At 55.1% G+C, this 22,992-nt stretch carries 25 protein-coding genes and 1 pseudogene; 7 read left to right on the plus strand and 19 right to left on the minus strand.

The genetic code is table 11. The features are described from left to right. Positions 1 to 38: 38 nt before the first annotated feature. From sbmA to AC0L7U_RS05480, 5 genes are all read right to left on the minus strand, one after another. Entirely contained in the window at positions 39 to 1,274 is a 1,236-nt protein-coding gene (sbmA, locus tag AC0L7U_RS05460; protein WP_473694411.1) for a peptide antibiotic transporter SbmA, read from the minus strand. A 128-nt stretch (positions 1,275 to 1,402) separates the two neighbouring features. Further along, entirely contained in the window at positions 1,403 to 1,591 is a 189-nt protein-coding gene (locus AC0L7U_RS05465) for a hypothetical protein (RefSeq protein ID WP_473694413.1), read from the minus strand. Further along, on the minus strand, positions 1,591 to 2,298 hold the full coding sequence (locus AC0L7U_RS05470) for a serine hydrolase domain-containing protein (protein ID WP_473694415.1): 708 nt from the start codon (positions 2,296 to 2,298) through the stop codon (positions 1,591 to 1,593). The genes AC0L7U_RS05465 and AC0L7U_RS05470 overlap by 1 nt, the downstream gene beginning before the upstream one ends. Positions 2,299 to 2,348: 50 nt before the next feature. Beyond that, entirely contained in the window at positions 2,349 to 2,717 is a 369-nt protein-coding gene (locus AC0L7U_RS05475) for a helix-turn-helix domain-containing protein (protein WP_473694417.1), read from the minus strand. Beyond that, positions 2,692 to 3,396, minus strand: coding sequence for a hypothetical protein (locus AC0L7U_RS05480; protein WP_473694419.1), 705 nt, complete (start codon positions 3,394 to 3,396; stop codon positions 2,692 to 2,694). The genes AC0L7U_RS05475 and AC0L7U_RS05480 overlap by 26 nt, the downstream gene beginning before the upstream one ends. Positions 3,397 to 3,672: 276 nt before the next feature. On the opposite strand from AC0L7U_RS05480, the gene AC0L7U_RS05485 reads away from it, so the two are divergent. Beyond that, positions 3,673 to 4,047, plus strand: coding sequence for a hypothetical protein (locus AC0L7U_RS05485; RefSeq protein WP_473694421.1), 375 nt, complete (start codon positions 3,673 to 3,675; stop codon positions 4,045 to 4,047). Between the two features lie 30 nt (positions 4,048 to 4,077). Continuing rightward, the gene (locus AC0L7U_RS05490; RefSeq protein ID WP_473694423.1) at positions 4,078 to 4,785 is read left to right on the plus strand and encodes an alpha/beta hydrolase family protein; all 708 of its coding nucleotides are present in this window, start codon (positions 4,078 to 4,080) and stop codon (positions 4,783 to 4,785) included. A 65-nt stretch (positions 4,786 to 4,850) separates the two neighbouring features. Here AC0L7U_RS05490 and amaB read toward each other — a convergent pair whose 3' ends face one another. Together amaB and AC0L7U_RS05500 are read right to left on the minus strand one after the other, a co-directional pair. Next, entirely contained in the window at positions 4,851 to 6,353 is a 1,503-nt protein-coding gene (amaB, locus tag AC0L7U_RS05495) for an L-piperidine-6-carboxylate dehydrogenase (RefSeq protein WP_473695674.1), read from the minus strand. 263 nt (positions 6,354 to 6,616) lie between these two features. Continuing rightward, positions 6,617 to 7,249 carry a helix-turn-helix transcriptional regulator gene (locus tag AC0L7U_RS05500; RefSeq protein WP_473694425.1) on the minus strand — a complete coding sequence of 211 codons (633 nt, stop codon included), beginning with the start codon at positions 7,247 to 7,249 and terminating at the stop codon, positions 6,617 to 6,619. Between the two features lie 496 nt (positions 7,250 to 7,745). On the opposite strand from AC0L7U_RS05500, the gene AC0L7U_RS05505 reads away from it, so the two are divergent. The 4 genes from AC0L7U_RS05505 (at position 7,746) to AC0L7U_RS05520 (ending at position 10,105) form a co-directional block, all read left to right on the plus strand. Continuing rightward, complete coding sequence (locus tag AC0L7U_RS05505) at positions 7,746 to 8,066, plus strand: DUF2293 domain-containing protein (RefSeq protein WP_473694427.1); 321 nt, start codon at positions 7,746 to 7,748, stop codon at positions 8,064 to 8,066. A 144-nt stretch (positions 8,067 to 8,210) separates the two neighbouring features. Further along, positions 8,211 to 8,651: a hypothetical protein gene (locus tag AC0L7U_RS05510; protein WP_473694429.1), complete on the plus strand. Its 441-nt coding sequence runs from the start codon at positions 8,211 to 8,213 to the stop codon at positions 8,649 to 8,651. Positions 8,652 to 8,781: 130 nt separating this feature from the next. Continuing rightward, on the plus strand, positions 8,782 to 9,351 hold the full coding sequence (locus tag AC0L7U_RS05515; RefSeq protein WP_473694431.1) for a diguanylate cyclase domain-containing protein: 570 nt from the start codon (positions 8,782 to 8,784) through the stop codon (positions 9,349 to 9,351). After that, positions 9,284 to 10,105, plus strand: a complete 822-nt coding sequence (locus AC0L7U_RS05520) for an EAL domain-containing protein (protein ID WP_473694433.1) — start codon at positions 9,284 to 9,286, stop codon at positions 10,103 to 10,105. Before AC0L7U_RS05515 ends, AC0L7U_RS05520 begins: the two co-directional genes overlap by 68 nt. 184 nt (positions 10,106 to 10,289) lie before the next feature. On the opposite strand, the gene AC0L7U_RS05525 is transcribed toward AC0L7U_RS05520, so the two are convergent. From AC0L7U_RS05525 to ettA, 3 genes are all read right to left on the minus strand, one after another. Next, entirely contained in the window at positions 10,290 to 10,874 is a 585-nt protein-coding gene (locus AC0L7U_RS05525) for an MOSC domain-containing protein (protein ID WP_473694435.1), read from the minus strand. Positions 10,875 to 11,052: 178 nt separating this feature from the next. Then, the gene (locus tag AC0L7U_RS05530; RefSeq protein WP_473694437.1) at positions 11,053 to 11,643 is read right to left on the minus strand and encodes a hypothetical protein; all 591 of its coding nucleotides are present in this window, start codon (positions 11,641 to 11,643) and stop codon (positions 11,053 to 11,055) included. Between the two features lie 181 nt (positions 11,644 to 11,824). After that, the gene (gene ettA / locus AC0L7U_RS05535; RefSeq protein ID WP_473694439.1) at positions 11,825 to 13,474 is read right to left on the minus strand and encodes an energy-dependent translational throttle protein EttA; all 1,650 of its coding nucleotides are present in this window, start codon (positions 13,472 to 13,474) and stop codon (positions 11,825 to 11,827) included. Between the two features lie 252 nt (positions 13,475 to 13,726). Between ettA and AC0L7U_RS05540 the strand changes: the two genes are divergently transcribed. Further along, positions 13,727 to 14,923, plus strand: coding sequence for a GNAT family N-acetyltransferase (locus AC0L7U_RS05540; RefSeq protein WP_473694441.1), 1,197 nt, complete (start codon positions 13,727 to 13,729; stop codon positions 14,921 to 14,923). A 68-nt stretch (positions 14,924 to 14,991) separates the two neighbouring features. On the opposite strand, the gene AC0L7U_RS05545 is transcribed toward AC0L7U_RS05540, so the two are convergent. From AC0L7U_RS05545 to AC0L7U_RS05585, 9 genes and pseudogenes are all read right to left on the minus strand, one after another. Then, positions 14,992 to 15,249, minus strand: a complete 258-nt coding sequence (locus AC0L7U_RS05545) for a hypothetical protein (protein WP_473694443.1) — start codon at positions 15,247 to 15,249, stop codon at positions 14,992 to 14,994. A gap of 19 nt (positions 15,250 to 15,268) precedes the next feature. Further along, positions 15,269 to 16,318: an NAD(P)/FAD-dependent oxidoreductase gene (locus tag AC0L7U_RS05550; RefSeq protein WP_473694445.1), complete on the minus strand. Its 1,050-nt coding sequence runs from the start codon at positions 16,316 to 16,318 to the stop codon at positions 15,269 to 15,271. A 4-nt stretch (positions 16,319 to 16,322) separates the two neighbouring features. Beyond that, positions 16,323 to 17,459, minus strand: a complete 1,137-nt coding sequence (locus tag AC0L7U_RS05555; RefSeq protein ID WP_473694447.1) for an NAD(P)/FAD-dependent oxidoreductase — start codon at positions 17,457 to 17,459, stop codon at positions 16,323 to 16,325. A gap of 518 nt (positions 17,460 to 17,977) precedes the next feature. Further along, positions 17,978 to 18,925: pseudogene (locus AC0L7U_RS05560) on the minus strand (UDP-glucuronic acid decarboxylase family protein). Positions 18,926 to 19,085: 160 nt separating this feature from the next. Next, a complete protein-coding gene (locus AC0L7U_RS05565) occupies positions 19,086 to 19,406 on the minus strand; it encodes a hypothetical protein (RefSeq protein WP_473694449.1) in 321 nt (106 codons plus the stop codon). Positions 19,407 to 19,417: 11 nt separating this feature from the next. Next, a complete protein-coding gene (locus AC0L7U_RS05570; RefSeq protein ID WP_473694451.1) occupies positions 19,418 to 20,329 on the minus strand; it encodes a glycosyltransferase family 2 protein in 912 nt (303 codons plus the stop codon). 15 nt (positions 20,330 to 20,344) lie between these two features. Further along, complete coding sequence (locus tag AC0L7U_RS05575) at positions 20,345 to 21,196, minus strand: response regulator (protein ID WP_473694453.1); 852 nt, start codon at positions 21,194 to 21,196, stop codon at positions 20,345 to 20,347. Between the two features lie 4 nt (positions 21,197 to 21,200). Then, entirely contained in the window at positions 21,201 to 22,370 is a 1,170-nt protein-coding gene (locus AC0L7U_RS05580) for a sensor histidine kinase (protein ID WP_473694455.1), read from the minus strand. After that, entirely contained in the window at positions 22,367 to 22,744 is a 378-nt protein-coding gene (locus AC0L7U_RS05585) for a PAS domain-containing protein (protein WP_473694457.1), read from the minus strand. Before AC0L7U_RS05585 ends, AC0L7U_RS05580 begins: the two co-directional genes overlap by 4 nt. Positions 22,745 to 22,992 lie beyond the last annotated feature (248 nt).

A 22,992-nucleotide genomic window follows, 5' to 3' on the forward strand; every position in this document is an offset into this window, starting at 1 on the left:
TGGCGCCTTCAGCCCGCCGCCAATCATAACGAGGGCCGTCAGATCGTCAGCGGCGGATTACCGGGATCGACTTGCTCCCCGATAGCCTTTTCAAATCCATGCAGACGTTTGTAGATCGACAGCAGTTCGATGATCGTTGTCCACGAATTCACCAGATACTGGAAGGATCCGGACACCTGACTGAAGGCCGTCAGGATTTGCTGCAAGATGCCATAAGTGATCTTGGCCGCTACGATGGTAGGCACCAGAATGAAATAGGCAAAGAGGTTGTCCGCCTGAAGATAGAACGACCGCGCAAGGTTGAAATAGACATAATGGAAATACAGGCGAAAATAGTTGTGTCTGACATTAGAGAACAGCTCGGCCAATGTGATTGGATCGGCGCGGTTTTCATGATCCTCGCCATAAACCAATTCTTTTCGGTAGGCCGCTTCCACGCGCTGATTGCGAAATTCCAACCCCGGCAATTTGATGCCGACGACCGACAACAACACGGTCCCGAAGAGGGACCAGAAAATTGCCGCGACGAACAGTGGGGCCGGGATCTCACCAACAATAGGCAAATGTGTGACGTATTTTGACAACCCGTACAAGACTGGCAGAAACGCGATCAGCGTCATCACCGCCTCGATCATCGAGACGCCCAGCCCCTCCATAATCGAGGCAAAGCGCATGGTATCTTCCTGAATACGCTGTGATGCCCCTTCGATATGGCGCACACGCGGCCACATGCTGACGTAATAATCGTTCATCGCTGTGCGCCAGCGAAAGATATAATGGCTGATGAAAAAGCGCGTCAGAATATAGAGCGCAACGCTAACGAAGGCGATCTCGGCAAAGCTCGACATCAGCGAATAGAAATCAGCCGTCGTGACGCCCTTCTTGCCTTGAAGCGCATTTTGCAAGGTATCACCGAAGGGCCTGCGCCAGTTGTTGATCGCAACCGAGACCTGCACCGAGAAATAAGTGGTGAAGATGATCAGGGCCGAACCCCAGACCGACCACAGTTGCCAGCGATGATTGCGGGCGAAGATCCACCAGAAGCCCCCGAAAATCGCCGTGCACAGACCGTAATAGACGTAGAACCACAAGAATTCGGGCGTGATGAAATAGCCAAGACCAATCGGGGGCGGCGTGCCCTGCGGCGTTGTGCCAAAGCCCAGTGCGCCCCCCAGTCCATCGGCAAAGCCGTACCAAAACACAACGGCAATGAGAGACCACACCGCCGCAGTGCTGAAAAACAGCTTGGGCCTTGGGGAAAAAGCTTGGAGCACGGACGGCAACCCTTTTACGCGAACCGGAAGAGGCGAATGTCGCACAGACTTGCCGCGCGCCCGCACAGTTGCAACTTAACAATTGGATAGAATTGGCATTTTCGTAGCCACACGTTGCACGGCACGCTTCAGGCGAGATGACTGCGCACCAGATCGACAACCTTGGCTTCGGCGTAAAATTCATTGGGGGCGAGCGTGAAGACGCCAACCGTTGGTGTGCCTTCAACCTCCGGGAAATGATAGATCGCGCAGGAGGCAAAAGGCCCTGTACCGGAATGCCCGAAGCAGCGACCGAGCTTGTCCACATCACCCGACATCAGACCAAGGCCATAGCCATGCCGTGCCCAGGTCCGTCAGGCAAGCCTCGACCAAGTGGGAAAATATCGGTCATTTCGGAGAGCACTTCACCTGAAAGCAGATGTCCGGCAAAGAGTTGATGCAGCAGCGACACTGCATCTTCGGCACTACCCACGACACAGCCATGAAACACCCAGCCCGGATTGAGGAGCCGTAAGGATGGCCAATAAACGTTTTTGAACCCGTCGCGCTGGACAGCAAGATGCGCGGTCTTCAGCCCAAGGGGCTCAAACACCAGAGCCGACAAGGCACTGCGCAAAGACATGCGCGCCGCCTTCTTGATCAGATCTCCGATGATGAGATACCCGATATTGCTGTAGGCCCAGCCTTTGCCGGGCTCGAATACCGGCAGCGAAAGGTCGACGTGCTCACAGAGTTGCCGCCGGGTCCAGTGTAATGAATGATCGGCCACCGCAGCGTGATAGGCATCCAGCCCACGATAATCGGGCAGACCTGCCTGATGGCGTAAAAGCTGCCGCAAGGTATAATCATGCGGCTCAACGGGCGCGTCGAGCAACAACAGGCCTTCCTGAACGAGACGCAAGGCACAGATGGCCAGAATGGTCTTCGAAAAGCTCCACCAGGGAAAGAACGCGGCATCGGCTCCGGCGGAGCGCAAGTCGCTATCCCCGTCCAGTCTGACCCAATGATACGCCTCGTCAAACATTCCAAATCCCTTGGGTCAGCCTACGCGCAATCGACGCCGCACCCGGCCATCTATTCGCGCTGACCTACCTCAATCCACATTGTCGGAGACTGGCCGACAATCCGCAAGAATTCCCGATTGAAATTCGACTTGGTATTGAAGCCACTGTTGTACATGGCGGCTGAAATTGTCTCGCCCGCACGCAATTGATCGCAGGCATGAGAAATACGGAAGGCATTGATAAAACGGGAAACATTCTCACCAGTTTGCCGATTGACCGCACTTGAGAGACGCTTGGCAGGCACCTTTAACCGCCTTGCCAGACGTGACAATGTCAACTGTGGATCGAGGTAAAGTTGTTGCCCCAGAACGAGCTCTTCCAGCCGTTGTACAAGAGCCTTGTCTTCCGATGTTTCAAGCGATCTCGCCCGGCATCGCATTCAAGTGGTTTTCCGCAGTCACAGCCGGTCTCTCGGCGATCTCTTCCCCTCCCCCTGCTTCTTCGGGGGCGCCCCCCTCAAGCGCCCCCAGAACCGCGATCAACAAAAGGTCAAGGGACGAAAACAGACTGACTAGCAGGGGACGCCATTGCTCGTCGCCATTCCATAGCGCTGCCGCAATGATCCAGTCGGACACACCGGAGAGGATCAGCACATAGCCAACCACCTGCCAGAGCACCGGTGGCACGACACCACCCTCCAGACGTGCCAGAGGCAGATCGCCGCCAGAGCAATACACCATGATCAGGATTGCGCTGCCATAGCCACAAAACACCAGCGTCACCAAGACATCCAACGCCAGTGGAGCCGTTAGCACACAGAACACAACCAAGGCGACGACGACGCTGTGGAGAGCATCCTTGCGCATGGACAACGGCACCAGCGCATTGGCCTTGAAGGCGAGAAAGGCAACGACCGGGATCACACAAGCGGTGACAGGCTGCACCCAGCGCAAGACAGTCACGCCGTAATATTGATTGAGGGAGATCACCACCCCCTGCACCGCACACAAAGCCAGCAGCGCAGCAAGGCTGCCACTTCTGCGCTCCGACACCCAAAGACGAACAAGCAGAAAGACAAAGACGAATGAAACAACCAACGGTATCGGAACGACGATCATCGGCACTTTCTCAGGTACACCTACATGTATCTGAAGTGGCACACAAAATCGTCTTTGTTGCAAGGTCGCACGACATGAGGTCACGCTGAGAAAACCCTCGCGACCCTTGCAGTTCTGACAGTCCCTCAGGACCTTAAACCGGTTTCAGGTCGACTTAAACCGGATACAGGTCGCCAGACACCCCCGGCGGCACGTCTCCTCATCGCAGACATCCCTGCAGCCATGGCTCACACATCAAACAGTGAAGCCCCGGCCGCCAACCACAGGAGACCTGCGATGAACACTCTGATCCCTACTCTGCCCTTGCGCCTTACCACAGTCGCCCTTTCGACGCTGTTGACTTATGGTCTGTGCTCTCATGCCCATGCTGACAGTCCCTCACCTCAAGTCCCCGAAACAAAGACTGCCACGTCCACTCCACTTCGCATGGCGGGCTATGACCGCTTGACCATTGCCGCACCACACCGTGTGCAACCGCTCGCAGGAACAATCTGGTATCCGGCGGCACGTAAAACCTACATCAGCCGCGTCGGCGACAATAGCGTCTTCAACGGCACTACCGGTTACACGGGTGCTGCTGTGGCGAAAGGGCGTTTTCCGCTGCTGCTGCTGTCGCATGGCTCCGGCGGCAACATGGACAACATCGCCTGACTGGAGAAAGGACTGACACAGAGAGGCATCATGGTTCTGGCCGTCAATCATCCCGGCAGCACCACCGGTGATTCCTCCCCACGGCGCTCCATGGATCTCAAAGCACGTGCACTGGATCTCTCCGCCAGCCTTACATTTCTTGAAAACAGCCCGACATTCGGGGCTCACATCGACCACAAGCAAATTTCGGCTCTCGGCTTTTCGCTCGGTGGCGGCAATGTTCTGGGCATGGCGGGCGCACGCTTTTCGGCCACTCGCTACAAAAGTTACTGCGCGGATCAGCCCAAAGCAGCCGATTGTATTTTTCTTGCCAAGGGCGGTGTCGATTTCGACCATATGCCTGCTGGCTTTGCAGCCGACATGAGCGACCCACGTCTCACAAACTTCATCATGATCGATCCTGGGTTCACTTATGGCCTCGACCCTGCAAGTTTACCCAGCCTGCGCGACAGGTCATTGCTGTTCATCAATCAGGGCATCGAAAACCGTTTCCACGCCGCCGATGTTTCCAAAACCGGCAGCAACCTGATCGCTCAATTACCCAACGCGATTTATGATGTCGTCGCTCCAGCCCACCACTTCACCTTTCTTGCAACCTGCAAACCGGGAGGGGCGGCCGCATTGAAAGAAGAACAGGACGACCCGGTTTGTGATGATCCGGCAGGCACAGATCGCGCCGCTATTCATCAGCATATCATCGACGATGTGGTCGCTTTCTTGAACAAGCCCAAGAGCTGAGATAACAAAAGGGCGGCCCTCATGAGCCGCCCTTTTGTTATAACTCCAAAGGCCGTTTGTGGCGATCAGATCTCGAATTTGATGCCTTGCGCCAACGGCAACTCACGAGACCAATTGACGGTGCTGGTTTGCCGACGCATATAGCTCTTCCATGCATCCGAGCCGCTTTCGCGCCCGCCGCCAGTTTCTTTTTCACCACCAAACGCGCCACCGATTTCCGCACCAGAAGGTCCGATATTGACATTGGCAATGCCGCAATCCGATCCAACGGCCGATAGAAACAGTTCCGTCTCGCGCACATCCGTCGAGAAAATGCAGGACGAAAGCCCTTGTGGAACACCGTTTTGCAGGGCAATAGCCTCGCCCAGATCCCGGTACTTCATCACATAGAGGATCGGCGCGAAGGTTTCCTGACGCACGATGGCGGTCTGACCCGGCATTTCAGCGATTGCTGGGTGGACATAGGCGGCATCGGGCTTGCTGTCGCCCAGTGCCTTGCCACCACCATGGACCGTCCCGCCTTGATCCGCCGCAGCGACCAGCGCCTTGGACATGGCATCAGACGCAGAACCGTCAATGAGCGGGCCAACCAGCGTGCCATCGTCCAGAGGATCGCCAATCGGCAGTGCTTCATAGACCGACACAAGCTTGGACACGAGGTGATCATAGACATCCTCATGCACGATCAAACGACGCAGGCTGGTGCAACGCTGACCTGAGGTACCAACGGCGGAGAACACAATCGCCCGCAAGGCCATTTCCAGATCGGCGGATGGCGCCACGATCATGGCGTTATTACCGCCCAGTTCCAAAATGGTTCGACCGAGACGCTTGGCCATAGCGGCCTGAACCTTCTGACCCATGGGCACTGATCCTGTAGCAGACACAAGTGCCACATCCGGGGAGGCAGTCATTGCCTCGCCAAGCTCGGCGCCACCGACCAGCACCTGAATAAGCCCTTCCGGGGCATCTGCGCCAAAGTCTGCCAACACCTTGTCGCAGATCTTCTGTACGGCGAGACCACACAACGGCGTTTTTTCGGACGGCTTCCAGAGGATCGGATCGCCACACACCAGCGCCAGAGCAGCGTTCCACGCCCATGGCGCCACGGGAAAATTGAATGCAGTGATAATGCCACAAACGCCCATTGGCTGCCAGGTTTCACGCATCGAGTGACCGGGGCGTTCAGACGCAATCGTCAGGCCGTACAGTTGCCGCGACAAGCCCACTGCAAAGTCGCAAATGTCGATCATTTCCTGAACTTCCCCAAGACCTTCCTGATAGATCTTGCCAGCTTCCAGCGTGACCAGACGGCCAAGGTTCTCCTTTTCTGCCCGCAGAGCTTCACCCAGAAGGCGCACCAACTCACCGCGACGCGGTGCAGGGACCTGACGCCACGCTTTGAACGCCTCAGCCGCCTTGGCGATGGAGGTCTCTGCCTCGGCCCGGCTGTGAATACCAAGCCGTGCGATCACGGAGCCATCAACCGGCGTGGTGACAACCAGGTCCCCCGCAGACAGGACGTCCGCTCCAAAACCACAGTTTGCAAGAATATCATCGAATGCCATCATAACCCTTCCGATGCCTGCGAAACCACATGGCTCCGTAGCGACATCTGGACTGAAAATCGAAGCGCGCGTGCATATACGCGCTCGCCAAAAAGAAGAAGCTGGGCGATCACCCAGAAAGGCGGTTGACCACACCTGTTGATCTTTACTTTGGGCAGTTCAACCGGGAAGGTAAAACGACATTGCCGCATAACTCCATGATGATCTGGAATGAAGCGAGTGACGCAGCCTGCAATCAAATTAGTGCAGGAAAAAGTACAAATCTATGAATTGGCTTGCACTTGGTAGACACATCGCTGTCCACCAGACAGCAGATGCTCCACGCGGGTCAATTCCACATCGTCACCCAGGACCTGTTGAAACAGTCGCATCTCGGAGTGACAAAAGCCCTGACAAGCAGTGGCGGCGGCACAGATGGAACAATGATTTTCGACAAGCAGATAGCCTGCCCCGTCTGGCGCCTCGCTGACCTCGGCCATATAGCCTTCCGCCGTGCGCAAGCCCGCAAGGGTTTCAAGTTTGTCGCTCAGATCGGTCTTGTCGGACAGCGCAGCTTCATAGGCATTCAACATCTCTGCCTCGCGTCGAACAACCAGTTGATCAAGCCCGGCGTCCCCGAAGAGATCTCGAACCCCGTCGAGCAATCCCTTGATCAAAACCGAATGATTGTCGGGAAACTGCGCATGTCCCTTGGCAGACAGCCGCCACAGTCGCTTGGGACGGCCAACCGTGCCCTTGACGTCATCGAAAGCCACCAACTCATCACGCAACAAGCCATCCAGATGCTGACGCACGGCCACTGGCGTCACCTGTTGGGTTTTCGCAAGCTCTGCTGCGGTTTTGTCGCCCGAGGTTTTCAGGGCAGTGAGGAGGCGGGTTCTGGTGCGATTGGACATATGCCATTCATAACATGAATTCGCATTTTAAAAAAGAAAACACTTTTTATATTGCCAAGTCGCATTTCACGGCGCACGATAAAGAAAGGAAAATATTGTTTTATAGAATCGAAAGGCATCCCGATGCTCCACCCTGCCAAAGCGCCTCCTTCAGGAAAGTCGTCCCCAGTCCCCCGGTCGGTCCGTCCGCAGCCGGGACATGGCACGCAACGCGTTCAGCCCCTGCTGCGGCCTCGCCGCCCGGCTTATGGCATCCTTCTGCTGCATTGGATCTTTCGCCTCGTCAGGCCGCGACGCTCTTTACGCCGGATCGACACGCTGCCAGATGCCTTGTTGAAAGATGTTTTTTGTGACAGCGAGGAGCGAGCCAGCCTGCGCAATCGGCTTGAAAACAAGCGGGACGGACTTCCACACGACACACGATGGCGGTAAGTTTCTGTCATTCGACAGCCCGCTCATGGGGCCTTCCAGCCGACAGCAAGAAGGAAACAAAGGCATGGCCGGCAGAACCAAACGCCAGCAGGAAACCCGCAAGCAACTGCGCGCACTCGCGCCCAGACTGTCCATGGCTGAGGCAGAGGCCATTCTCGACAAGGCGCTGGCTGGCCACCTGCGCCACCTCCCGCCATCCATTGCCGTCTGGCAAGCCGTCACCAGTTACATTCGCCATGAACGCACCGACTATGACACCCTGCTGACCGATGGTTACGAACAGGACGCCGCCCGTTTTTTCGTCCGTGAAGACATGAATGACGTCCTCACCGACTGGGGATGCAGCAGGCTCATCGAAGACACCGACGAAAGTGTCGAAGCCTAGGATGTGGGCCTTTACGCAAAAAGCCAAGCCAGCACACCCGATCGTCAGGCATGGCAACATACGGTCAATTGACAAACCTGACGCAAGGTAATCCGTTTTTCATGATTTTCGGCCATCGTGCATCACCAATCTCGGGAAGCACAGATGAAACGGCTTAAACGGTTCTGGACGTGGTTGAGCATTGATGAACGACATCCTGAACTGGCGCGGGCTCAACACCAAGAGCTACAGCGGCAGTTGCCGATGATGCATGCTCTCCTGATCGTCAACGCAGGTATGGTCTGTTACACACATCTGGGCGTCGCTCCAGACTATCTGACGATCTACGCTTTCCTCATCCTTTTGGGAGGCTCTGCCGTCCGGCTAATTATCTGGCTAAAACGTTTCCAACTGCCCCTGTCTCAAGAGCGCGTCTTTCAAGATCTGCGACACACCATCATTCTGGGCGTCACCATCGCCCTGCTTTTTACGGTCTGGTCTTTGTTGCTCAATGGCTATGGCGACCCGTTGCAACGGAGCTATGTCCTTCTCTTCAATTCCACAACCGCTATTGGCTGTCTGTTCTGCCTCTTGTATCTGCCCTAGGCCGCGATCCTGATCCTGCCGGTCATGGCCATCCCCCACACCATCTATCAAATAACCACCGGCGATCCGACTTTTATCGCAATGTCGATCAATATCTGCCTTAGTTTTCCTGCTGATGATCAAGGTGTTGATGGTGCGTTACAAAGGTTTCCAACTGCTCGTGGAATCCCAGATTGCCCTGACGCGCAAGCAAAGCGAAACGGAGATCCTGAACCGCGAGAATGCCCGTCTTGCCCAAACGGATGTGCTGACAGGATTGCCCAACCGGCGGTATTTCTTTTCCGAACTGGATCGACGCATGGCCTGTGGCGCGCAAGCCGCAACCCACTTTGCCGTCGGCGTGCTGGATCTGGATCGGTTTAAACCCGTCAACGACACCTACGGTCACAAATTCGGTGACCGGTTGCTGGCCGAAGTCGGCAATCGTCTTGCCACCCTCCCCCGCGACCGCTTTGAAGTTTGCCGTTTGGGCGGTGATGAATTTGGTCTGATGATATTCGAGCCGGACGAAACGCTGGAACGGGTGGGCTATGAATTGTGTGATTTCCTTGCCAGGCCCTATCAGGTCGGCAAGACCCAGGTGTCCATCGGCTGTTCTTGTGGGCTGGCCGTGTTCCCGGAGGCGGGCACCAATGCGCATGATCTGTTTGATCGCTCTGATTATGCACTTTATCATTCGAAGCAGGAGCGTCGCGGCTAAGGTCACCATCTATTCGCACACGCATGAAGCCCGGATCCGGCGCGAACGCGCCATCGAGAGCGCCCTGCAGCGGGCCCATCTGGAAGACGATTTTACCGTCGTCTTTCAACCCATCATCGACCTCAAGACCGAAGAAGTGCGGGCCGTAGAGGCACTGGCCCGCTGGACCGACCCGGACATGGGCCCCGTGCCAGCGGAAGTCTTTATTCCAATTGCCGAGAAGACCGGCCTTATCCGTCAGATGACGCTGGTGCTGTTCAACAAGGCCATCGAAGTGCTCGCAAGCCTTCCTACGCCGATCAATCTTGGCTTCAATCTGTCGACGCTTGATATCTTGCAGCCAGAGACGATCACGACGCTGATCAACACGACACGGCGTTATGGCATTGCCAATGAGCGCATCACCATCGAAATCACCGAAACCTCAGTGTTTCGTTCGCTGGTTGAGGCGCAAATCGGTATGGACAAACTGCGTCAGGCCGGATTTATCCTGGCGCTGGACGATTTCGGCACCGGCTACTCAAGCCTGGGCTATATGCATCGGCTGCCAATCGACCGGATCAAGATCGACCGCAGTTTCGTCATAGCCCTTGACGAGCCGAAATCCCGCAAGGTGATTGCCTCGATCATCAAACTTTGCGACGTGATGAAACTGACGTCGGTGGTGGAAGGAATCGAGTCGCAAAAGCAGCTCGACATTATCCGCGAGCTCGGCTGCGATTGTGGGCAAGGCTATTTCTTCTCCCTCCCCTGACACACGAAGACCTTCTGCCCTGGCTGGCGCAGGAAGAGGCTCGGCGCCTCAACGTAGTCGCGCAACGACCTTTCTGGGAAGGGCTCTCACCTGAAAGCGCGGGCCAAAATCAGGAACCGCCGTCTGTTGACGGCGAACAGGACACCCGCTTCGGTTAACGTCACCGCTCGCCAGACCAAAAGTCTTATGCGAGGTCTGCCACATAAATCCACTGGGGTGGAATATGCGCCGTAACAGCCGCATCCGGCGTAATCACGCCTGCTTTCTCGACAAAGCCGACAAGGCCACGCAAGAACCGCGCCTTCTTGGGAAACAGAAGGTCCAACCCGTCACGCTCGGGAAAATGGCTGGCAATCGATTTTCCCGCAGCCCGACACGGGGCATTGTCGCCATCCACTCGAACGACCGCACCGCCTTCAAACTCCAGCCGGGTGCGCGGTGGCATCAGGGACAAGCTGGGCAGACCAGCCAGAACCAGATTGGCCCCGATCCACTCTGCCTTCACCTCCGGCAATTCCATGCGCTGCGCGATCACCTGCAACTCGTCCACGGAGAGAATGGACAGTTGCCGCTCATTACAAATTTCGGTGCCACGCGGATAATACGGCTCACGCCCACCGGATTTGCGAGTAAATCCGCCATGCCGATCCCCGGGAATCCCCTCAAGTGTCAACTCCAGAGACGTCTGAAGGTGCGTCGGAAAATCATCCGGGCTCACCGATGACAGCACAGAAACAACCTGGCCTTTGAGACGACGCGGGCGCGTCATCTCAAGTGTCTCAAGCGGCGAAGGAGACATATCAGAGACGGACAATGGAAGGCCTTTCGCAAAAGAACAAAATCAACGGTAGCAAGCCACATGGCCGCACACAACTCGGCAGACACATGTTCTCAAAACCCATGACGATGATATCGCCAACTGCGAAATAAGCGACAGGCTTGCGTGTTTATTTTTCCTTTGTGGACGCCGCTGTTTGCAAGATGACCTTCTGGCCCGAGACCACAACATAAGACCGACCTTGCGCGTCCACCTGCACCTGCGCATGAAGCTCTTTCGCGGAGGGGTTTTGGCGGCTCACGGTCTTCGCTCCGGCACGTGGTGTCACCTGAAGGTCTTGCGAGCGTTGCGACGCTTTCCCATCCTGCCCGAAACGCGGACCTTTGCCCCGGAGCTGCGATGCTCCCGCAGCCGTCGAAGGATCGGCTACAACCACTTGCGGCAGGCTGACGGCTGGCATTTTCGGCATGGGAATTGAAATATCCGGCAGACTCATATCTGGAAAATCCGTATCCCCGCCGCCGTGGCGATCACCGGCTGTCCTGCCTCCCGGTGTGGCGCGAAGTCCTCCGCCTGGTGTGGTCTCAGAGGCGTCAGGCTGCGCCAGCGCACCCGCAGCAAGTCCAAGCAGTTGATGGATGAAGTCTTGTTTCTCAGGCACCTCTGCGGGTTTAAAATCAGCGGCCATAGCTGGAACGGCGGACATCCCCACAGAGACGAAAACGCCAATCACCGCAAGACCCGCCCAAAATCTCCGCATGTTCCTCAAATCCATGACCTCATCGCAGCAATTTCGCAAGAATGCGCGCGCCGTCGGTCGGTCACAAGGCTTGCGACCAAGAGAATCGTGGACACGCACCTGTATCCACCCGAATAAAAAACGCCCCGGCCAATCTGGGTCCGGGGCGTTTCCAAATTTTCAAAAAGGGTCAAGCGGCGCTTTAGCGCGTCAGCGGCTTGTACTTGATGCGACGCGGGTCGGCGGCATGAGCGCCGAGACGACGGACCTTGTCCTTTTCATAATCTTCGAAGTTACCTTCGAACCATTCCACATGGCTGTCACCTTCAAAGGCGAGCATATGTGTGGCCAGACGGTCAAGGAACATACGGTCATGCGAGATGACCACGGCGCAACCGGCGTAGTTTTCAAGTGCGTCTTCGAGCGCTGCCAGCGTTTCCGTATCCAGATCGTTGGTCGGCTCATCGAGCAGCAGCACATTGGAACCCTGCTTGAGAACCTTGGCGAGATGCACACGGTTTCGCTGCCCACCCGACAGATCCCCAACTCTTGCCTGTTGTGCAGGGCCCTTGAAGTTGAAGGACGAGCAGTAAGCGCGCGAATTGATTTCCTTGTCGTCGAGATAAATCACCTCGGCACCGCCGGAAATTTCTTCCCAGACATTATTGTCCGGGTTCAACGCATCGCGTGACTGATCAACGTAGCCCATATGCACGGTATCGCCGACGATGACCTCGCCGCTGTCAGGCGTTTCCTGACCGGTCAACATCTTGAACAAGGTCGACTTACCGGCGCCGTTCGGACCGATCACGCCAACAATACCACCACGCGGCAGCTTGAACGACAGGTCGTCGATCAGCAGACGGTCTTCAAAGCCCTTGGAGACGTTCTTGACTTCGATGACGTTGGCACCGAGGCGCTCGCCCACTGGAATGAGAATCTGCTCGATAGACGGCACACGCTCTTCCTGTGCCGACAGCAGCTGATCATAGGCCTTGATACGCGCCTTGGACTTGGTCTGACGCCCCTTTGGCGACATGCCCATCCATTCGCGTTCGCGGGAAATGGCACGGTTGCGCGCCATGTTCTCGCGGCCTTCCTGCTCCATACGCTTGGACTTCTTCTCCAGATATGCGGAGTAGTTGCCTTCGTAAGGAATGCCAGCGCCCCGATCAAGTTCAAGGATCCAGCCCGTAACATTGTCAAGGAAGTAGCGATCATGGGTGATGATCAGCACGGAGCCCTTGAACTCGCGCAGGTGGCGTTCCAGCCAATGCACGGTTTCAGCGTCAAGGTGGTTGGTCGGCTCATCGAGCAGCAGCAGGTCCGGCTCGCTCAACAGCAACTGACACAGCGCCACACGGCGGCGTTCACCACCCGACAGATTGTCGACATTGGCATCTTCCGGCGGGCAGCGCAGGGCTTCCATCGCCATATCGACCTTGCTGTCGAGGTTCCACAGATCTTCCGCGTCAATGACATCCTGGAGCTTGGCTCCTTCCTCGGCGGTTTCATCCGAGTAGTTCATCATCAGGTCGTTGTAGCGCTCGACAATGGCCTGCTTGTGGGCAACGCCTTCAAGGATGTTTTCACGCACCGTCTTCTCAGGATTGAGATGCGGCTCCTGCGGTAAATACCCGACGCGCGCGCCCTCTGCGGCCCATGCTTCACCGGTGTACTCCTTGTCGAGCCCGGCCATGATTTTCAGCAAGGTCGACTTACCAGCACCATTCGGTCCCAGGATACCGATCTTCGCATCCGGGTAGAACGACAGGTGAACGTTATCAAGAACCTTCTTGCCGTTATAGGCCTTCGAAAGGCCATGCATATGATAGATGAACTGACGTGCCATGAGGCGTCTGCATCTCCGTTTGGACGTTAAAACTTTTCGGAATCTTTGGAGCGTCTTTTAAGGGAGAATTGAGTGCGGGGCAATGGCAGAGGCAGTCTTTGTCGCAAGACACCTCTCTCCTTCCCCCCGAGATCCCTCAATGTCCGCGTCAGACTGCCGGTTTCAATTGTCTTGGCACACTCATTCTTCTTTCTTGACGCATATAAATAACAAGTTATATAACATTGCATAAATTTTAATGGACCATACCTCATGACACACGACATCATTCGCCAGCTCGCTTATCAGACGCTTGGTACCCGGCTGAAACGCCTCGGCGAAAGGCTTCAGGCGCATACGCAAGACCTGATTGCCCAGTTCGAGGACATGGAGGTGACGACAGCTCACAACCCGGTGCTGTTTGCCTTGCACCAGCTTGGCCCAACAAGCATCGGCGATCTTTCCGCCACCATGGGGCAAAGTCAGCCCGGGATGACACGCATGGTCAACAAGCTGAAAGATGTCGGGCTGGTGGCAACCCTGCCCGACCCCAACGATGGTCGCGTCAGTCGCGTTCAATTGACGAACGAGGGCACCGCACTGACACAACGACTGATGGCACGGGCATGGCCCGCAGTCGAACGGGTTGTCCGCACGATCTGTGAGCCGCTTGAAGGGACGCTCCTTCATCAGATCACGGGACTGGAGGACGCGCTGGAATCGTCATCACTGGCCGAGCGCGCGGCAGCCCTCCCCCCGATGACATCCGGTCAGCAAGAGGTCCACCCGCTGGACCGCGTCGTCTGGAAATCATTGGCAACAACCCATGCGCCATTCTCACGAGGCACTGCCCGGGCCAAGATCTTCGACCCACAAGTCGGCCTTTTTGCCGCAACCATCGACGACAGTCCGGAAAGTGTTGCCGAACTCGGTGCCCTTTTCGCTGAGCCGTTGCAGAGCTTTTATCACGCGCAAACCAGCAAGGTGCTGGTTCCTAAGGGCATGGACATTCTGGCGCAGACCGAGGGCGTGCAAATGGTGCAGATGACACCATCTGACGTGACACCCTGCGATCTGGAAATCACGACACTTGGAACAGAAGATGCGCAGGATATGCTGGATCTGGCTTTGTTGACGGAGCCAGGGCCGTTTCGCATTCGGACCGGCGCCCTGGGACATTTCATTGGCATCCGCATCGAGGGCAAGCTGATTGCCATGGCGGGCGAGCGCCTGAAGGTCCCGGGCTTCACAGAGGTCAGCGGCGTGTGTACCCATCCGGACTTTCGCGGACGCGGCTTGGCAGGAGCCTTGATGACACGCGTGATCGCCGGAATACGCCAGCGAGATGAGACGCCGTTCCTGCATGCCTATGCCAGCAACACCGGCGCAATCAAGCTATATCAAAAGCTTGGATTCGAAATCCGGGCCAAGATAAACATCGCCCATATTCAGCGCCCGGCCGCCATATAGAATGCGGCCAACACAGGTTACGGCCTGAGCAAAACGCAGGATCTGCGAGAAAGAAGCGGAGCGTCCCCTCACCGATCCTGCCAACCGTACCACCAATACGCCACCTGAATGGCGGGCTTGCGCAGAAACGGAATAGGAAACCGGCCAAGAGGCTGCGTGATAACGGCGGGCAATTCATTCGGCACGACACGGCCAAGAATGAGCTCCGCCACTTTTTCTCCCGACAGAGAGGCCATGGCAATTCCAGACCCGTGCCAGCCAACGGCTGCGTACACACCGTCCACCCCCTTCATCTCGCCAACAAAGGGCGTCAAGCGACGGGTCATACACACATGACCATGCCATTTATAAGAGGTTTCCACCTCCCGCCAGTGCCGGGAACATGCGGTCGAAATCTGCCCGTGAGCGCTGGTAGACGCCGCGCAAGGTGTCCGCCCCTTCAAACACGCCGCCTCGGGTTCCAAACAGAAAACGCTTGTCGGGCAGCAACCGAAAATAATGCAACAGGGTGCGCGTGTCCGAGGACATGATGTCAGATGTCCAGCCTTGCGCGGCCAGTTCGCCGTCGCTCAACGGGCGGGTCACCAAAACAGAGGACATGACAGGCAAAAGCCGCGCGCCAAACCCCAGCGGGACATCATCACGGGAATAGCCATTGCCAGCCAGCACCACCTTTCGCGCTTTAACCTGACCATTGCGCGTGCGCAGGAGATGGCCCCCTTCTCGATCTGCCTCCATGGACAGCACCTCGGAGTGGGCAAAGATGCGACCACCGGCCGTCCGCACCTGATCTGCCAGCGCTTGAACATATTTCATCGGATTAAGCGCAAAACCGCGCGACAGATGCAAACCGCCGTAAAACTCAGGCCCCGCCAATCCGCGCTCTGCCAATGCCTCCTTAGACAAGATCGATGTGGGCAACCCGTAGATCTCTTTCAGAAATGCCGCATCCTCAACAAATCCGGCGTAGTCCCTGGCACGATGTGCCAGGAGCATTTCACCGTCCGAATGGCGATCGGCAGCCAAATTCCAATCGTCTAGACGCTCCCGCACCGTATCGATTGCTTCACATTGATAATCGAAAAAGCGCCGCGCCTCATCGCGACCAAAACGACGGATCACATCTTTGTCGGAGAGCTTGGTCCCACCAAGACAGCAAAATCCGCCGTTGCGTCCAGAAGCCCCCCACCCAACGCGATTGGCTTCCAAAACAGCAACGGAGACGCCAGCCTGCGCCAGTTTCAGCGCAGCCGAAAGCCCGGCAAACCCTGCACCAAGAATGCAGACATCAAAGCGCGCTTCACCAAAAAGCTGGCGATCTTCATGAATGCGCCCAACGGACGCCTCCCAAAAGCTGCCGATTTCCATCGGCTCATGTGCCCCGGCATGGCTCATAAAATCAAACCCCAAGCCGATCGCGCAGAGCGTACCACGTCATCGCCAACACCAGAAGCGGGTGACGCAAGGCTGCCCCTCCGGGAAACGGCGGCACACGGATCGCCTCGAAGCTGCGCAAATCGTCGTCCTGCCCCAAAATCGCGTCGCATAACACACGGCCCGCCAGTGTCGCCATGGCCACTCCATGCCCGGAATAGCCCCCTGCGCCCAGAACAGTGGGTTCAAGACGAGTGATGAAAGGCATCCGCTGCATGGTGACCGCCAATGTGCCACCCCAGCCATAATCAATCCGCAGGTCCTTCAAATGCGGAAAGATATTCAACATAGGCTTGCGGACGAACTGTTTGATGTCTTTCGGGAATTTATATCCATAAGTTTCCCCACCACCGAACAGCAGTCGATGATCGGCAGAAAAGCGAAAATAGTTCACGACGAACTTGCTGTCCGCAACGGCCACATTGGAGCGGATCAGAGCTTCTGCATCTGCCTTGGAAAACGGCTCGCTCGCCAGAATGAAATTGTTGATCGGCAGAACATGCGCGGCCGTCTGCTGCTGCAAGGAACCAAGATAGCCATTGCAGGCCCAGACCAGATAACGCGCCCGGACACGGCCATGTCGGGTGGACACTTCATGCCGCGCCCCAGCCGTGGCCACCGATGCCGTCTGCAACACTCGGCTGTTTTCAAAAAGCTGCACACCCGCATCTTGGCCCGCATTGGCCAGTCCCACGGCATAGTTCAATGGGTGCAGGTGACCGCCTGCTTCATCCAGAATACCGGCGTGATAACGTGGACTGGCAACCCAATCCCGGATATCGCCCCGTGCAATGAACCGGAGCTTGTCATAGTTATAGGTTTGACGCATGTGCTGCACATAGTCACGACTTTCAGCCACGTAGGCTTTCTTGTGATCCACATGCAAAACGCCATCAACCCAATCGCACGCGATGGAATGCTCGCGGATCAGATCCTTGACGAGGGCAACAGAGTCCAGCGACAGGTCCCAGAGACGACGCGCATGCTCAACGCCCAGTTGCTTTTCCAAAGTGATCTGGTCCAGCCGTTGACCCGTCGCCACCTGACCGCCATTGCGGCCCGATGCACCCCATCCGACCCGATTGGCCTCTAGCAAGACCACTTCGCGCCCGGCCTTCGCCAGATGTAACGCCGTTGACAGGCCGGTAAATCCCCCCCAATGACGCAGACATCACAGTCCACCTCATCTTGAAGCGCCGGAAAATCGGGCTGGTCCTTCAGCGTCGCGGCATAATAACTTTGCGCGTGATGGCCCGGGCTGTCATTTGCACTGAGAAGATCTAGTCCGGTTCCCGTCACGCCACTCCCCTGCTGGGTCACGTCTGGCCGGTTTGATCAGCCATCCGCCCAGTTCTATCTTCGGTTCCGCCAACACCCCTCGCCGCAACACTCGCACGCATTCGTCAAATGGGAACACGTTCATCACACTGGACGGCCTACCAAACGGGACACACGCCCCCCGAGGATCGTCTCGACCGAGCTGCGTCATGTCATCTGACCGGCGCTGGTATTCGCTTAAATCACGGGAATAGTTCCACAAAAAAGCCTTCTGACGCAAGCACCAAGGCTCACGTCAACACACTGCGCCGCGCATTTCAAATCAGTCATGGAGATCAGGCGTCAGTGATTGTCTTTCAGGCGCATATCAAAATACTCGATAGTCTTGGCAAGACCTTGACGCAGTTCGACGGTCGGTTCCCAATCGAGAAGATCTTTGGCCAACGAAATATCGGGTTGTCTTTGCACCGGATCGTCTTGCGGCAATGGCTTGAAGACAAGTTTGGAAGAGGATCCTGTCATTTGCGGATCAACTCGGCAAGCGAGCGGATCGTGAACTCATTAGGATTACCGATATTAACCGGCCCAGTCACGTCGTCTGGAGTTGCCATCATGCGAAGCATGGCTTCGACCAGATCGTCACGATAGCAGAACGAACGTGTCTGAAGGCCTTCGCCAAAAATGGTGATATCGTCACCTTTCAGGGCCTGAACGATAAAGTTCGAAACAACACGCCCATCATTGGGATGCATCCGCGGACCATAAGTATTGAAAATACGAACCACTTTGACCGCAAGGTCATGCTGTCGACGATAATCAAAGAACAACGTCTCCGCACAGCGCTTACCCTCGTCGTAACAAGACCGGATGCCAACCGGATTTACATTGCCCCAATACTCCTCGACCTGAGGATGAATTGATGGATCCCCATAAACCTCTGACGTAGAAGCTTGGAGGATCTTGGCACGCAGACGCTTGACCAGCCCCAGCATGTTGATTGCACCAATAACCGAGGTTTTGGTCGTCTGAACAGGGTCATGCTGATAGTGTACTGGCGATGCAGGACAGGCGAGATTATAGATTTCATCCACTTCAACATACAGCGGGAAAGACACATCGTGACGCATCAATTCAAACCGGGGGTGACCGATCAGGGTGCTCAACATTCCGTCGCGTGCCTGTATAAAAATTATCAAGGCATAGAACCTCATCGCCCCGGTCCAGCAATCGCTCAACGAGGTGCGACCCAAGAAAGCCGGCCCCGCCTGTTACCAGTACTCTCACACCCATGCCCCGTACCCTTGTTCCAGTTGAGCGCACATCTAGCGAGACTCGCCGCTGATTGTCAAAGCACAAGGGCCCGAACACCTCCCGAGGACTTCGGATAATGAGAAAATTTCACAAAAATTATTTCAGAGAAAACTAAAAGAAGAATATTTTCACGGCTATTCTAATTTTTAGAATAAAATTTCGAATAAATTCGTTTAATTTTTTTAATTGACCTTAAAATTCTCCGTTTAATCTTCAAGCCAATCGGAAAAATTTCCGAGGGGGAATAATATATCAAACCATGAATACGTTCTTTAGCGCATTTCATTAACATAACTTCACTTTCCTTATCCTCGCCCAAATATCGCGCTGCCGATCGGACAACTTCAAAGATTGAAACAAAATCAGGCTTATCGGACATCTCCTGATAAACGCTATGCTGTAAAAGTGACAAATCAACCATAGCAGGTGTCGGCGCATCTAAACCCCAGATCGCAGCCATATTTTCCGACACTAATGATGCAATGCTGGACGGCAGCAATGTACCGGAAAGACTTCCCGGCACCTGTAGCGATAAAGAACCAGTCGTTCAGATAAATTTGCCACCCGATAACAACGAGAAATCCGCGACCAAAGCTCCAGGTCTTCCGGATGGCCTGCCGGATTGATTTCAAACCCTCCGACCTTATCGATCACATGGCGAGGCACCATGATTGAACTGGCCACAAACGGATTGTCGAACATTAGATCGAAACGCAATTGCGCATCACTCAGAGGATGTTCATGACCCTTTCGAGACACGCCTTCAGTATCAATAATCATGGACCAACTGCCAACGAGCCCGACACCCGGATGCGACCGCAAATAAGCGACCTGCGTTTCAAGACGTTCGGGCACCGACATGTCATCATGGTCCTGAAACGCGATGTACTCCCCGCGCGCATGCTCCAGCCCAGTGTTACGAGCAACCGCGACGCCCTGATTTAACTGCTTGATCAGCCTGATGCGGGGATCTTCAAGAGCGTCAACAATCGTTGCAGTCTCGTCTGTAGACCCATCGTCAACCACGATAATCTCAAAATCGGACAAGGTTTGCTGCAAGAGAGATTGAATGCCCTCCGCGACAAAAGACGCCCCATTGTAGACTGGCATCACGACACTAACGATCGGCGCAGACATAAAAAACTCCTGATTCCCTTGACGCCACAGATCTAACCGACCCGGCACATCGAGGCCAGCACAAAGCCTCTCGTGCTCACAGGCAGAAAACCTTTCTAATATCTGATATTGGAAACGTTGCCTTTTGCCACCGAAGCAAGGCAGAAGATCGCCCTCCAGAAAACCATCTGTGTTGGTTTCATCTGACCGGCGCTGGCATTCGCTTAAATCACGGGAATAGTTCCACAAAAAAGCCTGCTGACGCAAGCACCAAGGCTCACGTCAGCACACTGCGCCGCGCATTTTGCGCATGAGAAACTTGAACACCTCAATCGGAGGATACGGAAACTGGATGTACTCCCTGACCCCGGTCGATTGCAAAAGCTGAAGTTTTTCGACCGGCAACCTTGGAGGGGCCAGAAAGACACAACGCTCCTTGAGCTGTGTCATTCTTGGCCCCACACCACGCGCCATCATGTAATTATGCATGGCCTGAGTGTAGACAGCGAAAAACAGATCCGGGGATGTATCCCGAAAATTCGGCGACATGATCTCATCTTCACTTGCCAGCATCACATCACACCCCAACTCCCGCAGGGCATTGGCAAGAGGTTGCAGAAGGGCGGGCTTGGGAGATGACAACAGCAGCGTCAAGGTCTCTGGCACAGCCGAGACCTCCGGCGTCTGACGCTGCTGCGACTGGAAATATTTATAGATTTTCTTGAGTTTCTTGTGGTTCTCCGTCGCCATACGCTCCACCTGAGCGAGACTTGCCTCAACCGTTGCCAACAGAAGATCATAGTCGACCGGCTTTGTCAGATAGTCGTCGACGCACAGCTTCTTGCCTTCGATGATATTCTCACGCGTGGCTTTCGCTGTCAGAAAGATAAATGGCACATTGCTCAAGCTCGGATACTCGGTCCGGATCGTCTGGAGCAACGTCGGGCCATCCATTTTGGGCATCATCATATCGCAGAGGATCAGGTGAACCTGGGTTTCTTCCAGAATGGACAGGGCTTCTTGACCGTTGGTCGCAGCCACAACCGTATACCCAGCATCTTCGAGTTCTTCACTGATGTCTTCCAACAGCAACTTTTCGTCTTCAACACACAGGATCGTTGTCTTCTTCTTCATTGGATCATGCCTCCTCATTCGATGCCGAACGCATGCTCGATGACGCTCCCCGAAGGGCTCTCTGCCCTTGTCCGGCCTGCGCCTGAAGCGGCAGCTTCAAAGTGACCACGGTCCCTTTACCGACTTCACTTTCCAGTTCCACTGTGCCGCCGTGCTGCTTGACGATCATCTGCGTCATATTCAATCCGATGCCCGTCCCTGCAATACCGCTGGACGTTGACGCTCGGAAATAGCGATTGAAGATTTTCTTCTGCTCATCAAAAGGAATTCCAACACCTCTATCCTCAACCCGGATCACGGCATGGCCGCCATCACAATATCCCGACAAAAAGATCTCATTACAATCCGGAGAGTACTTCACAGCATTTGACAAAATATTAGATACACACTGTTCAATCAGCTTTGAATCCATATCTATAAACCTTGGAAGGCTTTCGATATCGCATGTAATACTGTGATTGTTGCTGACATCTTGCTCACGCGCACTTGCATGCCGAACCAGCTCCTTTAAGTCATGACGTCCCAACTTGATCTGCATGCCGTTCAGGGATTGCGCTTGAGAAAAATTCAAAAAACGGTTGATCAGATACTGCATGCGCCCAACTGCATCCCGAATATTAGACAGCCGCTCCTGCAGCTTTTCGGCAGAGATCTTATCGCCGCGGCGGATCAAACGCTGCGCATTACTGTCAATGATTGCCAAAGGCGTGCGGAATTCGTGCGACGCCATCGAGACAAATTCGCGCTGCATCTCGGTGAGCTGTTTTTCCTGGCGCAGGTGGCGCACCAACTCTTGAGCGTGTTGCTGTAGAACAGCGTTCTGCTGCTTGTAGTGCGTCACATCGGCATAGACTGAAATCAGGGATTTGTCTGGCATGACCGAACGCGAGACGCGATACCATCGCCCATCGGGGAACTGGCGCTCAACCCAGTCTGCTCCCTCGCTTTCGCCCTCACTTTGCAGCATCTGGGCTTCATGGTCCGGCTCATCGGCAAAAACGCGTCGAAAAATATCCGAGGCCTTTCCACCCTCCGTAATGAGATCATTCAATTCGGGATAGATTTGTTTCATCTTGGCGTTGGCCATTACAGCGAGACCATCGGCATCCGAAATCGCAATCCCCTCAGACAGAACATCAAGGGCGTTGAAAAACAGATCACTGCTCGCCTTCAACTCGCGCGTCCGCTCTCCCAACGCCTGCTCAAGACGTTCCTGCTCTTCCTGGATCCGACGCTGCTCAAAAAATCCCGCGTCACGTCCGTATAAGTCGTCACAATCCCGCCCCCCTCAAGCGGGCTTGTCTGCAATCGCAACATGCGCCCCTTGGGCTTCTCAATCACGACATCACTGGGCTTACCGGTTCGCGTACTCTGAAGCCTTTCTTGCACATAGCTTTGTGCATCCCCCTCGCCATAGTCACCGCGGTCAGCAAAGAAGTGCAGCAATCGAGAGAGGCTTGGATCTCCCTGCAAGAGATCTTTTGGAATACCGAGAATCTTGAAGGCGGTATCGTTGATCATGACGACCTGCAAGTCACGGTCCGTCACGATAATTCCCTGATACGCGGTTGAGGCAATACATCTCAACAACTCCCAAGGATCCTCCTTACCCCGAACAAAGTGAGACATAGCCGAAGAATTCCTATCATTAACCCGCCCAATTCTAGAAGCAAGTCATGATCAATTCTCTAAAAAGCATATATAATATATTGTAAATATAGAAATTTTATCTCTAAAAAATAAGTAATAACTCTTATAAATTTGAAAATTTCAGCGAATACGTAAAAATACTAAAT

Source organism: Roseibium sp. 10G30-5, from assembly GCF_055809635.1.

Bases quoted from the DNA above. Each gene is read 5' to 3' on its own strand.
- AC0L7U_RS05480 (WP_473694419.1), bottom strand. From the start codon at position 3,396: ATGATCGTCGTTCCGATACCGTTGGTTGTTTCATTCGTCTTTGTCTTT.
- AC0L7U_RS05515 (WP_473694431.1), top strand. From the start codon at position 8,782: ATGGTGCGTTACAAAGGTTTCCAACTGCTCGTGGAATCCCAGATTGCC.
- AC0L7U_RS05485 (WP_473694421.1), top strand. From the start codon at position 3,673: ATGAACACTCTGATCCCTACTCTGCCCTTGCGCCTTACCACAGTCGCC.
- AC0L7U_RS05520 (WP_473694433.1), top strand. From the start codon at position 9,284: ATGCGCATGATCTGTTTGATCGCTCTGATTATGCACTTTATCATTCGA.
- AC0L7U_RS05470 (WP_473694415.1), bottom strand. From the start codon at position 2,298: ATGTTTGACGAGGCGTATCATTGGGTCAGACTGGACGGGGATAGCGAC.
- AC0L7U_RS05500 (WP_473694425.1), bottom strand. From the start codon at position 7,249: ATGTCCAATCGCACCAGAACCCGCCTCCTCACTGCCCTGAAAACCTCG.
- AC0L7U_RS05550 (WP_473694445.1), bottom strand. From the start codon at position 16,318: ATGAGCCATGCCGGGGCACATGAGCCGATGGAAATCGGCAGCTTTTGG.
- AC0L7U_RS05575 (WP_473694453.1), bottom strand. From the start codon at position 21,196: ATGAAGAAGAAGACAACGATCCTGTGTGTTGAAGACGAAAAGTTGCTG.
- AC0L7U_RS05490 (WP_473694423.1), top strand. From the start codon at position 4,078: ATGGTTCTGGCCGTCAATCATCCCGGCAGCACCACCGGTGATTCCTCC.
- AC0L7U_RS05530 (WP_473694437.1), bottom strand. From the start codon at position 11,643: ATGCGGAGATTTTGGGCGGGTCTTGCGGTGATTGGCGTTTTCGTCTCT.
- AC0L7U_RS05510 (WP_473694429.1), top strand. From the start codon at position 8,211: ATGAAACGGCTTAAACGGTTCTGGACGTGGTTGAGCATTGATGAACGA.
- AC0L7U_RS05475 (WP_473694417.1), bottom strand. From the start codon at position 2,717: ATGCGATGCCGGGCGAGATCGCTTGAAACATCGGAAGACAAGGCTCTT.
- AC0L7U_RS05545 (WP_473694443.1), bottom strand. From the start codon at position 15,249: ATGACCCGTCGCTTGACGCCCTTTGTTGGCGAGATGAAGGGGGTGGAC.
- amaB (WP_473695674.1), bottom strand. From the start codon at position 6,353: ATGGCATTCGATGATATTCTTGCAAACTGTGGTTTTGGAGCGGACGTC.
- AC0L7U_RS05505 (WP_473694427.1), top strand. From the start codon at position 7,746: ATGGCCGGCAGAACCAAACGCCAGCAGGAAACCCGCAAGCAACTGCGC.
- AC0L7U_RS05465 (WP_473694413.1), bottom strand. From the start codon at position 1,591: ATGTCGGGTGATGTGGACAAGCTCGGTCGCTGCTTCGGGCATTCCGGT.
- AC0L7U_RS05565 (WP_473694449.1), bottom strand. From the start codon at position 19,406: ATGGCTGCGATCTGGGGTTTAGATGCGCCGACACCTGCTATGGTTGAT.
- AC0L7U_RS05540 (WP_473694441.1), top strand. From the start codon at position 13,727: ATGACACACGACATCATTCGCCAGCTCGCTTATCAGACGCTTGGTACC.
- ettA (WP_473694439.1), bottom strand. From the start codon at position 13,474: ATGGCACGTCAGTTCATCTATCATATGCATGGCCTTTCGAAGGCCTAT.
- AC0L7U_RS05525 (WP_473694435.1), bottom strand. From the start codon at position 10,874: ATGACGCGCCCGCGTCGTCTCAAAGGCCAGGTTGTTTCTGTGCTGTCA.